Source organism: Verruconatronum alginivorum (assembly GCF_056590205.1).
Genome location: NZ_JBWPVQ010000001.1, coordinates 3,988,453 through 4,000,921 on the forward strand (window position 1 = coordinate 3,988,453; position 12,469 = coordinate 4,000,921).

The following is a 12,469-nucleotide window of genomic DNA, read 5'->3' on the forward strand; positions in this document are numbered from 1 at the left end:
GGGCTCAGGAGGTCAGGTTCATTTCCCTGACCAAGTCCTGGAATTTCCCGAAAGCTTCCTCCGAGAGGCTGCTGTAAGGAGGTAGAAGTCGAAGAGGAAACTCCGGCAGGTGCAGGCGGCAGAAGAGCTGGTCGAACGCACCATCCATATGCGCTTCCGGCAGACCGAGAGCGACCAATCGTTCGGTGAAACGAATCCAGTCGCCTTGGGCGGCGAATAACGCAGAGGAATCGCGGGTTTGACCGGCTGAATGGTATTGGCGGGCCCGGGCGTAGTTTACCGTCGCGACCGACGCGAGGAACCCGCATCTCCCAGTCAGGGCGCCGTAGGCGTAGCCGGCTTCGGTGAAGAAATGGGTGAGGCTCGGCGCCCGGTCGAGCAATCCCCGGATACGGACCATGTCGGACGTGCTGTTCTTGGTCGCGACCAGATTCGGGTTCTCGTCGGCCAGGATCCCGTATTCCTCGGGAGTGACCAGTCGCTTGGTGCGAAGCAGATTGTAATGCAGAAAACGGCAGTCGGGAAAACTTCCGCAAACCTCGCGGAAGAATCGACGGGTCTCGGTCGGGGTCAACGCCCCCCAGGAGGGCAACGATATCTGGAAAACGGAAAACCCGAGATCGCGGGCGATTCGAATCCGTTCCATGATCTCCCCTTGGGATAAGCTGATCACCCCGATCATCGGCCGAACCTCGGGAGAAGCGGTTTCTTCCCGGAAGATCTCGCAGGTCCGGACGAATTGCTGGCGGGTCACCGCATACCCTTCGCCCGCCGTGCCGAAGAGATAAAGATCCCGGGTCAGACCCGCAAGAAGGCCCCGAATCGACCGGCGGAAAATGGATTCATTTAAGGTCTGGTCCGGGTTCCACGGCAGGCAACAAGCAGCCAACAAACCGGGCGGATAACGAAGGGGAGACTCACTCATAGAAAAAAGTATTGTGGTGCATGCATCCGAATGCAAGATTGGAACTCGACGGGAAACCGAGAACCAAAAACACCCACGACATGCTTCATTTCCTCGACTACGCACTGATTGTTCTCTTCCTGCTGGCGACGGCGGCCCTCGGTATTCTTTCCCGCGGACGGCAGACCCGGACGGACGATTACTTCATTTCAAAAAGTTCTCTTACGGGCGTGTGGGGGAGCGGGGTGATCGGCCTCAGTCTGACCGCCACATTTTTCAGCGGGATTTCCTTTCTGGCCTACCCGAGCGTGGTGATGAACCACGGGTTGGTGATCTTCGCCGGCACCGCCACATTTGTCATTCAGTATTTCATTGTCGTTCATTTTTTCGTCCCCCGTTTCACCCGGAAGACCTGGACCGCCCCTTACGCCATTCTCGAGGAACGGTTTGGCGCGGCGAACCGGAAAGTGACCAGTGTATTGTACATCCTGATGCGTCTCGGTTGGATGGCCGCCCTCATTTATGCTCCGGCGATCGCGATCATGGGAGCGACCGGAATCGGGATGCAGTATTTTTGGCCGATTGTGTTTTTGGTCGGGCTGACCAGCACGGTATATTCGGCGTTCGGCGGATTGAGGGGCATCATGATCACCGACGCCCTGCAGATGTTGGTTATCCTCCTGGGATCGTTCGTCACGGTCGGATTCATTCTCTTTCACCTCCCGGTTTCCTGGTCGGAAGCCTGGACCTCGCTCGGGGAGACCGGACGGTTGAAGCTGTTCGATTTTTCCTTCGATGCCGCGATACCGATCACAACGTGGTCGGCGATTTTCGGGACCTTTTTCGCGACGGTTGGGATGTATCTGGGCGACCAAATGTCGCTGCAGCGCTACATGACCGCGGACTCCCGTGAAAGCATTCGGCGCTCCTTCATCGTGAACGTGACCGGAGTGATCGCAATCCTCCTGATGTTGGCGGTGATCGGTCTCAGTCTCTCGGCTTGGTTCGCGTTTTCGCCATCGGAAGCCATGCCGGAAAACAGCGATCAGGTCTTCCCGTTTTTTGTGGCGAGTGAACTGCCGGTCGGAATCGCGGGGCTGATCCTGGCCGCTTTGCTCGGGGCGACCATGAGCAGCATGACCAGTGGAATCAATGCGCTTTCGGGAGCGATTCAAATGGATTTGCTCCCGAAAATGATGGACGGCCGGACGGATCGGGAGAAATTGAAAATCGCCCGCGGCTTGAGTTTCGGGATCGGACTGGTGGCGACACTCTCGACCGGCTTGGTGGCTCATTTGGGGCAGATTTTCGATATCGCGCAAAAACTATTGGGGGTATTTCTGGGGCCGATCGCGGTTTGCATTATTCTGGCGGTTTTGCCGGTGAACATTCTTCGTGGGTTTGTCGCGGGCGGTTTATTGTTCGGCTGCGGAGCGGGCATCCTGGTGGCGTTGTCTCCGCAACTGAGTTCGATCATCCCCGGTCTCCCGGTTTTCGGCGCGCTCTGGACTGCGCCGATCGCGATGTTCGCGGCGTTGGCGGTGATGCTTGCCGGAATCCGTCGCTCCTCGCCGCCGCCCTCCGCACGACCGGAGCGGCGGGTGGAGAGTCTGTCGGAAGGTTCCGGCCGCGTAGACGGAACTGTCTGATTCGAGTTCCCTCGCTGAAGGCATTCGATGTCAGGGCTATTTCATCTGGCCGCCTTATTGGAGTTCCGGCAAATAGCCCTGATTCGATGCTTCATCCGTGACTTTGTGGCATTGCATTTTCCGCGGTGGGCTTCCACTATCCGTCCAAATGGTAATGGATATGTTGAAAGGAGTAAAAGATCATTACGACGTGATCGTGATCGGCAGCGGCTTGGGAGGCTTGACCGGGGCAAACTGCCTGGCAAAGTGCGGTCACTCGGTATTACTCCTGGAGCACCATTATCAACTCGGAGGGTTGGCCACTTGGTTCAAGCGGAAAGGGGGGCACATTTTCGATATTTCATTGCACGGGTTTCCCATGGGAATGATCAAGTCGTGCCGGAAATATTGGACCAAGGAAATCGCCGACTCGATCGTCCAGTTGAAAAACGTCCGCTTCGTAAATCCGCAATTCAACATTTGGACGACTTTCGACCGGACCGACTTCACTCGGATCCTGCAGGAGGAATTCGGCATTGCCGCCGAAACCGTGGAGAATTTTTTCTCCACCCTCCGGGCGATGAATTTTTACGACAACGATCAGCGGACCACCGGCGAATTATTCGAAGAGTTTTTCCCGGGCCGGGATGACGTGAAACGGTTGTTGATGGAGCCGATCGCCTATGCCAACGGATCGACCCTCGACGATCCGGCGATCACCTTCGGAATCGTCTTTTCCAACTTCATGAGCAAGGGGGTCTACACGTTCACCGGCGGCACCGACACGTTGGTGAAGAAGATGCTGGCGGAACTAAAGCGCAATGGAGTCGATGTCCGCCGGAGTTCGTTGGTGGAAGAGCTTTTGGTGGACGAAGGGCCGGATGGGCGGCGGATCCGCGGGGTGGTGGCGAATGGTCGGACTATTCGCTGCGAGGCGATTTTCTCCAACGCCAACCTCAAGAACACGATTTTCAAATTGGCCGGGGAAGAGAAGTTTTCGCCGAAGTTCGTTGAAGAAGCCCGGGCGGTGCGGCTCAACAGCAGTTCCTGCCAGGTTTACCTCGGCCTGAAGAAGGGAGAGACGATCCCCGATATCGGCGACCTGGTGTTCACATCGGACGCGGAAAAGTTCTCCAGCGAGGAACTGGTCGACCTTCACACTCGGAGCCGGACATTTTCGATCTATTATCCGGATACACGCCCCGGGCACGACCGGCATGCGATCGTCGCGTCATTGAACGGCCGGTACGAAGATTGGAACCGGTTGACCGAAGAGGAATACCAAGCTGAAAAAGACCGCTTGATCGAGGAGTCCTTGGTGAGCCTGGAACGGTTCATCCCCGATATTCGTTCGAAACTCGACCACCTGGAAGCGGCGACGCCACGGACGATCCAATTTTACACCCATCACATGGACGGGACCTCGTTCGGGACAAAATTCGAGGGGCTGAAGGTTTCGATGGATTTGCCCGACCAACTCCCGGGACTTTATCACGCCGGATCGGTCGGGATTATCATGTCCGGTTGGTTGGGGACGATCAATTACGGGGTGATCGTGGCGAACAAAGTCGACCGTTATCTCTCCGGATTGAAACGAGCGGCGAAAGTCGGGTGCTCCGGCGGTGTCGAGGAGAATTGAATCATGAGCAACATTGAGGAAGTTTACCGGACGATCCCGCATCGTCCTCCGTTTTTGTTTGTCGACGAAATCGTCGAAGTAGGGGAGGCCCAGGCCGTCGCCCGGCGGGCGGTTCGGGCCGATGAAGCTTTTTTCGAGGGGCATTACCCGGGGAATCCGATCATGCCGGGTGTTCTGCTTTGCGAAGCGGTCTTCCAGACCGGGGCGATCCTGTTGGCCAAAACGGCAGTCGGCGAGAAGGAAGGGCTGACCCCGGTATTGACCCGGATTCGGGATGCCAGATTCAAGAACATCGTTCGGCCGGGCGACGAATTGACGATCAAAGTCAATCTGACGGAGACGGTCGGCCAATTTCATTTCCTGCGTGGAATCATCGAAGGAAAAGGAAAAAAGATTCTGACGATCGATTTCGGTTTGGCGATGGTGGAGGAGAAAGATAAGCCGGAGGTTTGAGGCTGTAGCGAATCTTCCTTGAAGATTCGAAGTCGGCGTCGGTGTCGGCGTCAGTGGTTTCGATGAAGGCGTGGCTTCATCGCTACCGATTGTAACGAATCTTCCTCGAAGATTCGAGCGACAGTATCTGTTTTTTTGCGTGTCTTTCGTCCGAGGGGCGGGCAATAATGGACGGTTTACATGAGTTTCCTGGACCTTGAGAACAAAAACATCCTGGTGATGGGGGTGGCCAATCGGAAGAGCGTGGCCTATGCCGTTGGGAAAACGCTCACCGCGGAAGGGGCGAACGTCATTTACAGCGTGCGATCGCCCGCGCGGCGCGAGTCGGTGGCGAAACTTCTTGGCGACGCTCCGACCTATATTTGCGACGTGGAACGGCCCGAGGAGATCGAACGGTTGGCGGCGGAAGTTGGGGCGAAGCATGGCCCCCTGCATGGGATCGTCCATTCGATCGCATTCGCCAATTATAGCGAAGGGTGGAAGCCGTTTCACGAAACGCGACGCGAGGATTTCCTGCAGGCGACCGGCATATCCTGTTTTTCCCTGGTCGAGGTCGCCCGGGCCTTCAAACCCCATCTCGATCCCAAGGCCTCGGTCGTCGCCATCGGGATTTCGTCGCTGTTGGTGACCGCCGAAAATTACGGATACATGTCGCCGATCAAGGCGGCCCTGGAAGGCGCGGTGCGCTATCTGGCCAAGTCGTTCAGCAGGGATTCCGAAGTGCGTTTCAATACGGTCAATCCCGCGCTCCTGAAGACCAGTGCTTCGGCCGGTATCCCGGGGTATTTGGAAAGCTATTTGTTCGCGGAAAAGATCACCTTCCGGAAACGGGCTTTGGAAACGCAGGAAGTCGCCAACGCCGTGGTCTTTTTGTTGAGCCCTCGGTCGAGCGGAATGAACGGAGTCGGAATGGTGATCGACGCCGGTCTCGGCTCCAACTACTTCGACGGCGAAGTGATTCGGCTGGCGATGCGTCCCGAGGAGAGTTGAACGATGCGTTTCAAAAATGTTGTCCTGGAGTCGATCGATTACAGCCTGGCCCCGGAACGCTGGACCTCGAGCGACATCGAAGAGCGTCTAAAACCGCTTTACGATCGGCTGAAGCTTCCCGCCGGACGGTTGGAGTTGATGACCGGAATTCGCGAACGGCGGTTCTGGCCATCCGGCACCGCGGCTTCGACCGCCAGCGCGGAGGCGGGAAAGGCGGTTCTGGGGAAAACCGCCCTGAAGCGCGAACAGATCGATTTGGTCATCCACGCCGCCGTCTGCCGCGACCGGCTCGAACCCGCCACGGCGGCCTACGTCCACCGCGAACTCGGGCTCGGTCGCCACACCCAGTTTCTCGACGTTTCCAACGCCTGCCTCGGCTTCCTCAATGCGATGACGCTCGTCGGCGGGTTGATCGAATCGGGACAAATCCGGGCGGCTTTGGTTGTGTCCGGCGAGAACGGCGGGCCTTTGGTCGAACGGACGATGGCGACGCTCTTGGACCGGGAATGGACTCGGCGCGAAATCAAACCGTTTTTCGCCAATCTCACCATCGGCTCCGGCGCGGTCGGGGCGGTGCTTTGCCGCCGTTCGCTGGCTCCCGAAGCCGCCCGGCTGCTGGGCGGGGCGGGGGAGGCGGCCACGGAGCACAATCGGTTGTGCGAAGGAGATAACTCCGGCACCGGCGCCCTGGAGATGTCGACCGACTCAGAGGAATTGCTGGTTGCCGGAGTCGAGGTCGCCCGCCGCACCTGGAGCCGCTTCAAGGATGTCACCGGGTGGAACGAACAAACGGCCGATTCGGTGATTTGTCATCAGGTCGGTTCCATGCACCGACTAAAACTCTTCGAAACGCTCGGACTCGATTTGTCGCGGGATTTTTCGACCTTTCCGGAATTCGGAAACATGGGCTCCGTTTCGCTGCCGTTCACCTTGGCCAAGGCGATAGAAGCGGGGCGGATTCAAAAAGGAAACAAGGCCGCTCTGCTCGGAATCGGAAGCGGGATTTCCTCCATGATGCTGGCGGTCGAATGGTGAACCTTTTTTTGCGATGAACAAAGACCAGGAGTTCGATCAACTGTATCCATTTTCCGGAGAAACTCTCGCGCTGGGCGAGGAACGGATGCATTACTTGGATGAGGGAAGCGGCGAACCGGTGCTGATGTTGCACGGCAACCCGACCTGGTCGTTCTTTTATCGCGATCTGGTGAAAGATTTGAGTCGTTTTGGCTACCGCTGCGTCGTGCCCGACCACATCGGGTGTGGCTTTTCCAGCAAACCGCAGAACTATCCCTACCGCCTGATCAACCACATCGAAAATCTGGAAGCGCTGGTCAAACACCTCGATTTGCGCGACATCACCTTGGTGCTGCACGATTGGGGTGGGGCGATCGGGATGGGCTTCGCCACCCGGCACCCGGACCGGATCAAGCGCATCATTATTTTGAATACGGCGGCGTTCCGGTCGCAGCGGATTCCCTGGCGGATCAACATTTGCCGGGCTCCGTGGTTCGGTCCTTGGGCGATTCGTGGTTTCAACGGATTTGCCTGGCCCGCGACCTTCATGGCGACGACGCGGAAAGGAGGCTTGCCCCGGGCGGTGGCGCGCGGGTTTTTGCGCCCTTACCGGAGTTGGCGGACCCGAGTGGCGACGTTGCGGTTTGTTCAGGATATTCCAATGGATCCGAATCACCCGACTTACCCGGTGCTGTTGGAGATCGAACGAAACCTCGGGTTGTTTCGGAAGACGCCGATGTTGATTTGTTGGGGAGGGAAGGACTTCTGCTTCAACGATGACTTTCTCGAACGTTGGCGGAAAGAATTCCCTGATGCGGCGGTCCATCGTTTCGCCGACGCCGGACATTACGTCCTGGAGGACGCCGGCGACCGGATTTTTCCCCTGGTGCGTGAATTCCTGCAAGGCCGTTGAAAACCTTCCAGTCCTTCAGAGGTCTGTCGGGCAGAAAGGCGCGGTCCCGGTCGATAATTCACGACTTCCGACAGACGTAAGTCCCCTTTCGAGGGCATCGCGGTCCTCGATGATCACATCATGCAGGTAAAATCGGCCGCCCGATCGCAGCATCCGGTGGATCCGTTTGAGGGCGCTCGATCCCATGCACCTTTGAAAGCAAATCCCGGATCTTCTTCGGGCCCCAGGTCGGGTGCTTTCGGCGTTCCTTCAAGATCAGCTTCTCGACGGACTCCACCGATGTCCTCAGATAAAGTGTTACCGATGTCCTCGGATCATACCCCCCTCTCAAGAGCCAATATCCGGGCTGCGCCCGACGAATTTACATGGAATGAAACTTCCTTGCCACTGGGAGGGATGGCATCCTGCCGTCCGCGGTCGGCGTCGTTTCAGGGTGAGGTCGGCTGGAAGCCAACCCTCCGATTTGCCCCCCAAGCCGTATAAACAGTGAACGTTTCATAAGAAAGGGGATCTTTTTGTAAGCAGTTCCCCCCCTCGCGCCGGGGGACCATGCGCGAGCATGGTGAGGTGTGTCGTCTTCACCGCTGTTTCAGCTAAGCGAACGCCCGAAACCCTTTTCGAATGGGGTCTAGATATCTAGCCGCAACGGAGCGAAACGAAGATGGTGGATTTTCGCCGCACGACGCGCAAGGATGCGATAATTGCGGAATGACGGTTATCTCAGGGTGGGGGGCGGGGGCTGTTGATTCTGTCAGGGAAGGTTGAGAACGGGTTCGTTGTGGTTCTTAAGTTGTTTCGAGCAAATGTTTTAAATTCGAGAGGTCTCGGGTGACGATCCGCAGGTCATTTTCAAATTGTTCGTCGGTCATGTCCGGTAACCGCCGGACGGTAAAAAGCACTTCGCTTCCTTCTTCGTTAGGCACGACTCGCATCGGCACCGCAACGACGACCCCGGGGGCGACGGTCACCACATGGTCGGCGATGAAGTATCCGTTTCGCGGGGAGAAAGCGATGGTGACCAAGCCATTGGGGGTAGTCGCGATCCAATTGTCCCCTTCCGGTCGAATGTCCATGATGAAATCACTCCAGTCCGGAAACCGCCGCGGTTCGGCCAACAACGCATAAACTACCTCTGGCGGGCGGGCGATCAAAACGCTGATGGTTCGGGATTCTTTCATAAATCGTTTTCCATGGGGGATAGTTATTGCCTGATCTCGAACGCCCTTTCACTCGTTTTTTCTCCACTGGCTGGTGTAATGGGTTCTCTGCACCAGACAGCCCATGCCGCTGCTGCATTTGCAAACAACCAGCCCCCGACAATCAGGTAATCTCATATCCGGGATACTTCAAACCAAAATCATAAAGGACTAGCCAAATCCAGAAGACGACCGATCCGCAAAGCAGTCCCCGCAGAAACAGCATTCCGTTTCGAATCCGCTTGATCTTGCTCGTCACCCATTCGGAGAAAAGAATTGGTTCAAAGACCAGCATCATGAACACTGAAAAACCCGTAATCAGGCCGAACGCCTCGCGGAATTCCATATCGAGAATTCCCAATTTAAATCGAACGTGCGCCACTAGCGTAATGCCCAGACAAATCGCCGAGAAATAGATAAGGTTCTTTTTGATCACGTTTGTTAATCCGGAACGCATGGTCCTGTTTTGTCGCTCTAATGGCCGCGATTTAAGACTATTGTAATCCCCACGCTTGAATCGATTGGGATTCCTCCATGATTCAAAATATGTTGAATCCAACGATTCCACCGAGGACACCTGTCACGATCCATAAAGAGAACTTTAAACTACTCCATTGATCGTCAACCCATTCACCTTTAAACGCCGAGATTATATCCGGTGTGAGAATGAACCTGACGGCATCAAAGAAGTCTGAATTATCTCTAAAAAACACCCTGAAAGTCAGAGCCAGGCACAAGCCTGCCCCCACCAGGGCAGAGACTATCGGAAGAATTTCAGACATATTCGTGCGACCTCAAATGATAGATTTAACCGTAAGTCCCGAAGGCAGAGTGCATGGAACGCGCCTGGGCCTCGCCTTCTCGCCGTTCCATGCGGCCCCTTGTGCGGAGACAAGGCCAACGCCTAATCTCTGGTTCCTAATTCTTCGAAACCGTCGTGAAACGGACCCGTATGTTCTGTGGTGTGGGGGCCGGGAGAGTTAATGCTCTCGGCTACCCGATTCGATCCTTGGTTTCAGATATCGCCGGGGCCGTTCACCCGTCGCTTTAATGCGTCTTCCGATTTTGCGAGCTCATCCGCTTTCTGCCCCTCATCCGGGCCGAAAAAGAAGAAAAGCAGGGTTCCGACAAGATTCAGGACTAGAACTATAAGAAGCCAAACAATTCTATCATGTGGATCTTCCGTCTTCGTGGTAGCAACGGAAACAACCGACCACAACCAGAGAAATAGGGCGACCAGAATGATCGCCAGCGTCCATCCTTCGATCTCAAATGCTATCTTTATTCCATCCATCGTATTTCCGTGATCGCATTGTTAGCCGATTTGTCGGTCATTGTCACGCAATACGCCACCCCAGCTTGCAGGATCGACGTCGGAAAGCGTTTGCGAGAACGTCCAGACATGCCCACCCACATCTCGCGCAGTATACTGCCTCTCTCCGTAAGGATAATCCGCGAGCGGATTCATTCTGTCGAACGTGAAGAGGACGATGACAAAGACCGACGTCGAACTCACGCTTACTATCCTTACAATCGAGCCGGGATACTCCCACACAAATAGTCCGGCAGCCGTAACCACGCCCACCAGGCCGAATAACACCGCTCCGAGGAGCCAGCCAGGATGAATCCACCGTTTTGATTTCATCAATATTCTCACCGACGTCGAGGACACTCGCGGGGATGGGCGCCAGCCTATTCTGTTGAGGCTCCGATTTTGTTGGCTCACCGGTTTTCCCAGTAGCCCGGCTGCCGCTTCAGGTGCATGACGGCGGCAATGAAGATCGTGTTGCCCTGGATCTGGTAAATAATTCCATGGGGAAAGCGCGAGAGAGGTGCCGCCTGAAATCGCCCCGGATGTTCGCGAAGCATGAGGGAAATCTTTGATCTCAGAAACCCCATCCCGAACCTTTGCCAAAAATGCTCTACCCAGCCCGTCAACTTCGGCTTCGTAATACGCAGCCGTTTCTTTGACTTCTTAAAGCGCGGCTGAGGAAAATACTACTTCCATCCGAGGTCGTTTTGGACGCGGTCGAAGAAATCCGCTTCTCTCATGCCCTGATCTTGGCCGGCCCGATAGGCGTTCATGCGCTCCTCCGCAACAGCGAGCCACGCCTCGTCCACCTCGGTAAGTTCCTTCCGGTGAACGCTCTCGAATAGCTTCTGGGCCAGCCGCTCCCTCTCGGGAGCCGAAAGCTTCTGCGCCTCTTTCTCAATCTCGCTGAATCCGCTACTCATGTGCCAAAAAGCAGAGCTATCGCGGTGAGTACGCATCCTCCCAATATCAAAGTTCTGGTTACGATCCTTTCATCTCTTCCAGAGAAGAACGCCCACCATGCCATCCCTGCTACAGCCAAATTCCCGGGAACTGACATCCAATCTAGATGACCGCAAGCGCACATAGTCATATTCACGTTTAGAAAGAGGATGATCAACGTCATGAACGCAGTCATTCTGGATCTATCTCTCTTCTGATTCATTTCTCCAACGCAAAAAGTAGTCACGGAGAGAGGCGACAGCCTCTCGGGATTGCCTACGGCGATTTGTTAGACCTCCTGATCTCCCGCATTCCGAACCTCGGCAGGGTCTCCTCTGATCTCTACATCGATCAGTATGTTTGGAAGGCGACGGCCCAAGTCAGATCGAATCGGGCGGGCTATCTCTTCCTGCGTCGATAAGAGGGTGAGGGCACCAACTTCATCGCCAAGCACCCAATATCGAACAGAAACGATTTCTTCGTCCTCGCGTTCCGCCACGAAGTAGGTTGTAAAACGGCTCGCCCCGTCGTCTAGATCTCCATGCAAGATTACGACTTCGGGCGGGATTGCACGGAGATGTTCCGCATTAGTCCACATCGCGACGATCGAAAATCCATTCTCTTCAAGGGAGGAGACAAGTTCACGTTCAAAAATTGAGTGATCGTGAAGATGAGTGATGCCCTCGGTATCGGGCCGGCATCCAGAGCTAATCCAAGCTGCACAGATGCTGAGTGCCAGGATTATGAATCGAAATAGAATAATCATTTTGGGTCTAACGTGGAGGACACTCGCAGAATAGGCGCCAGCCTATTCTGTTGAGTGCTCCGACTGGTTCGGCCCTTTCGGTTCAACCTCGCAGATGACCAACTCAGGGGAGTTCTCGTGAGTGATGATCGCTTTCTTGTTAAGGCGGTCGGCTAAACCTTGGACGAACTCAGATAAGCAATCCCACGCTTCCTGCGTCGCAAAATCCTCCGGCCGAAAATCCAACTCAATGTCTTCCTCAATGAAAAAATGATTGTTAACGATTGCCCCACAAACGGAAACCCCGAGGCAAATGGCATGGTCGCCGATAAGGAATTTAATCCCCTCGTATGATTTCGGCACCGGTCGCTCCTCGCCGTCGACCTCGAAACGAAGAGGCTGATAATTGGTAGCCACATAATCCAGGAAGTCGACCAAGTCTTCTTCTGCTGTATCTTTGATGTAAATGTCACGAAGTGCTCCATCGCGAGACAGATGCGGTTTTACTTCGAGAAATGATTTCATCTTCTTACTTCTGCCTAACGTCGAGCCTAGGCATTGAGCCTAGGCATCCTGAGAGGCGGCAGCCTCTCGGGATTGCCTACGGCGTTTTGTGTGCGCCCAGCATGGGCGCGTTGTAAACGGGGTGCAAGTCCCCTGTAGGAAAACCAAACATGAAAACTCATCATGACGAGACTACTACCTGAGGCCAAGGCGGAAAGGGCAACCGATC

General features: G+C 55.5%; 16 protein-coding genes. 6 read left to right on the top strand and 10 right to left on the bottom strand.

Annotation, left to right across the window (positions count from 1 at the left end):
- Positions 1 to 4: 4 nt before the first annotated feature.
- Complete coding sequence (locus ACWUI2_RS14355; RefSeq protein ID WP_486983541.1) at positions 5 to 925, bottom strand: dihydrodipicolinate synthase family protein; 921 nt, start codon at positions 923 to 925, stop codon at positions 5 to 7.
- 80 nt (positions 926 to 1,005) lie between these two features.
- Between ACWUI2_RS14355 and ACWUI2_RS14360 the strand changes: the two genes are divergently transcribed.
- From ACWUI2_RS14360 to ACWUI2_RS14385, 6 genes are all read left to right on the top strand, one after another.
- The gene (locus tag ACWUI2_RS14360) at positions 1,006 to 2,553 is read left to right on the top strand and encodes a sodium:solute symporter family transporter (RefSeq protein WP_486983542.1); all 1,548 of its coding nucleotides are present in this window, start codon (positions 1,006 to 1,008) and stop codon (positions 2,551 to 2,553) included.
- 148 nt (positions 2,554 to 2,701) lie between these two features.
- The gene (locus tag ACWUI2_RS14365) at positions 2,702 to 4,171 is read left to right on the top strand and encodes a phytoene desaturase family protein (protein ID WP_486983543.1); all 1,470 of its coding nucleotides are present in this window, start codon (positions 2,702 to 2,704) and stop codon (positions 4,169 to 4,171) included.
- A gap of 3 nt (positions 4,172 to 4,174) precedes the next feature.
- A complete protein-coding gene (fabZ, locus tag ACWUI2_RS14370) occupies positions 4,175 to 4,624 on the top strand; it encodes a 3-hydroxyacyl-ACP dehydratase FabZ (protein WP_486983544.1) in 450 nt (149 codons plus the stop codon).
- A gap of 180 nt (positions 4,625 to 4,804) precedes the next feature.
- On the top strand, positions 4,805 to 5,614 hold the full coding sequence (locus ACWUI2_RS14375) for an enoyl-ACP reductase FabI (protein WP_486983545.1): 810 nt from the start codon (positions 4,805 to 4,807) through the stop codon (positions 5,612 to 5,614).
- Between the two features lie 3 nt (positions 5,615 to 5,617).
- Positions 5,618 to 6,649: a 3-oxoacyl-ACP synthase III gene (locus tag ACWUI2_RS14380; RefSeq protein WP_486983546.1), complete on the top strand. Its 1,032-nt coding sequence runs from the start codon at positions 5,618 to 5,620 to the stop codon at positions 6,647 to 6,649.
- A 13-nt stretch (positions 6,650 to 6,662) separates the two neighbouring features.
- On the top strand, positions 6,663 to 7,541 hold the full coding sequence (locus ACWUI2_RS14385; protein WP_486983547.1) for an alpha/beta fold hydrolase: 879 nt from the start codon (positions 6,663 to 6,665) through the stop codon (positions 7,539 to 7,541).
- Positions 7,542 to 8,326: 785 nt separating this feature from the next.
- Here the strand turns inward: ACWUI2_RS14385 and ACWUI2_RS14390 are convergent.
- From ACWUI2_RS14390 to ACWUI2_RS14430, 9 genes are all read right to left on the bottom strand, one after another.
- On the bottom strand, positions 8,327 to 8,719 hold the full coding sequence (locus tag ACWUI2_RS14390) for an SRPBCC family protein (RefSeq protein ID WP_486983548.1): 393 nt from the start codon (positions 8,717 to 8,719) through the stop codon (positions 8,327 to 8,329).
- 142 nt (positions 8,720 to 8,861) lie between these two features.
- Positions 8,862 to 9,173, bottom strand: a complete 312-nt coding sequence (locus ACWUI2_RS14395) for a hypothetical protein (protein WP_486983549.1) — start codon at positions 9,171 to 9,173, stop codon at positions 8,862 to 8,864.
- A gap of 103 nt (positions 9,174 to 9,276) precedes the next feature.
- Entirely contained in the window at positions 9,277 to 9,519 is a 243-nt protein-coding gene (locus tag ACWUI2_RS14400) for a hypothetical protein (protein ID WP_486983550.1), read from the bottom strand.
- Between the two features lie 233 nt (positions 9,520 to 9,752).
- Positions 9,753 to 10,031, bottom strand: a complete 279-nt coding sequence (locus ACWUI2_RS14405; RefSeq protein ID WP_486983551.1) for a PLDc N-terminal domain-containing protein — start codon at positions 10,029 to 10,031, stop codon at positions 9,753 to 9,755.
- Positions 10,032 to 10,052: 21 nt separating this feature from the next.
- Positions 10,053 to 10,382, bottom strand: a complete 330-nt coding sequence (locus ACWUI2_RS14410) for a hypothetical protein (RefSeq protein ID WP_486983552.1) — start codon at positions 10,380 to 10,382, stop codon at positions 10,053 to 10,055.
- Between the two features lie 77 nt (positions 10,383 to 10,459).
- Positions 10,460 to 10,606 carry a hypothetical protein gene (locus tag ACWUI2_RS14415; protein WP_486983553.1) on the bottom strand — a complete coding sequence of 49 codons (147 nt, stop codon included), beginning with the start codon at positions 10,604 to 10,606 and terminating at the stop codon, positions 10,460 to 10,462.
- A gap of 129 nt (positions 10,607 to 10,735) precedes the next feature.
- Positions 10,736 to 10,972: an addiction module protein gene (locus tag ACWUI2_RS14420; RefSeq protein WP_486983554.1), complete on the bottom strand. Its 237-nt coding sequence runs from the start codon at positions 10,970 to 10,972 to the stop codon at positions 10,736 to 10,738.
- Between the two features lie 308 nt (positions 10,973 to 11,280).
- On the bottom strand, positions 11,281 to 11,757 hold the full coding sequence (locus ACWUI2_RS14425) for a hypothetical protein (RefSeq protein ID WP_486983555.1): 477 nt from the start codon (positions 11,755 to 11,757) through the stop codon (positions 11,281 to 11,283).
- Between the two features lie 42 nt (positions 11,758 to 11,799).
- The gene (locus tag ACWUI2_RS14430; RefSeq protein WP_486983556.1) at positions 11,800 to 12,261 is read right to left on the bottom strand and encodes a hypothetical protein; all 462 of its coding nucleotides are present in this window, start codon (positions 12,259 to 12,261) and stop codon (positions 11,800 to 11,802) included.
- Positions 12,262 to 12,469: the final 208 nt, after the last annotated feature.

Excerpts from the sequence above, each read along its gene's own strand:
- ACWUI2_RS14400 (WP_486983550.1), bottom strand. The coding sequence starts at position 9,519 with ATGTCTGAAATTCTTCCGATAGTCTCTGCCCTGGTGGGGGCAGGCTTG.
- ACWUI2_RS14405 (WP_486983551.1), bottom strand. The coding sequence starts at position 10,031 with ATGGATGGAATAAAGATAGCATTTGAGATCGAAGGATGGACGCTGGCG.
- ACWUI2_RS14380 (WP_486983546.1), top strand. The coding sequence starts at position 5,618 with ATGCGTTTCAAAAATGTTGTCCTGGAGTCGATCGATTACAGCCTGGCC.
- ACWUI2_RS14385 (WP_486983547.1), top strand. The coding sequence starts at position 6,663 with ATGAACAAAGACCAGGAGTTCGATCAACTGTATCCATTTTCCGGAGAA.
- ACWUI2_RS14430 (WP_486983556.1), bottom strand. The coding sequence starts at position 12,261 with ATGAAATCATTTCTCGAAGTAAAACCGCATCTGTCTCGCGATGGAGCA.
- ACWUI2_RS14425 (WP_486983555.1), bottom strand. The coding sequence starts at position 11,757 with ATGATTATTCTATTTCGATTCATAATCCTGGCACTCAGCATCTGTGCA.
- fabZ (WP_486983544.1), top strand. The coding sequence starts at position 4,175 with ATGAGCAACATTGAGGAAGTTTACCGGACGATCCCGCATCGTCCTCCG.
- ACWUI2_RS14390 (WP_486983548.1), bottom strand. The coding sequence starts at position 8,719 with ATGAAAGAATCCCGAACCATCAGCGTTTTGATCGCCCGCCCGCCAGAG.
- ACWUI2_RS14360 (WP_486983542.1), top strand. The coding sequence starts at position 1,006 with ATGCTTCATTTCCTCGACTACGCACTGATTGTTCTCTTCCTGCTGGCG.
- ACWUI2_RS14415 (WP_486983553.1), bottom strand. The coding sequence starts at position 10,606 with ATGCTTCGCGAACATCCGGGGCGATTTCAGGCGGCACCTCTCTCGCGC.
- ACWUI2_RS14365 (WP_486983543.1), top strand. The coding sequence starts at position 2,702 with ATGGTAATGGATATGTTGAAAGGAGTAAAAGATCATTACGACGTGATC.
- ACWUI2_RS14375 (WP_486983545.1), top strand. The coding sequence starts at position 4,805 with ATGAGTTTCCTGGACCTTGAGAACAAAAACATCCTGGTGATGGGGGTG.
- ACWUI2_RS14420 (WP_486983554.1), bottom strand. The coding sequence starts at position 10,972 with ATGAGTAGCGGATTCAGCGAGATTGAGAAAGAGGCGCAGAAGCTTTCG.
- ACWUI2_RS14410 (WP_486983552.1), bottom strand. The coding sequence starts at position 10,382 with ATGAAATCAAAACGGTGGATTCATCCTGGCTGGCTCCTCGGAGCGGTG.
- ACWUI2_RS14355 (WP_486983541.1), bottom strand. The coding sequence starts at position 925 with ATGAGTGAGTCTCCCCTTCGTTATCCGCCCGGTTTGTTGGCTGCTTGT.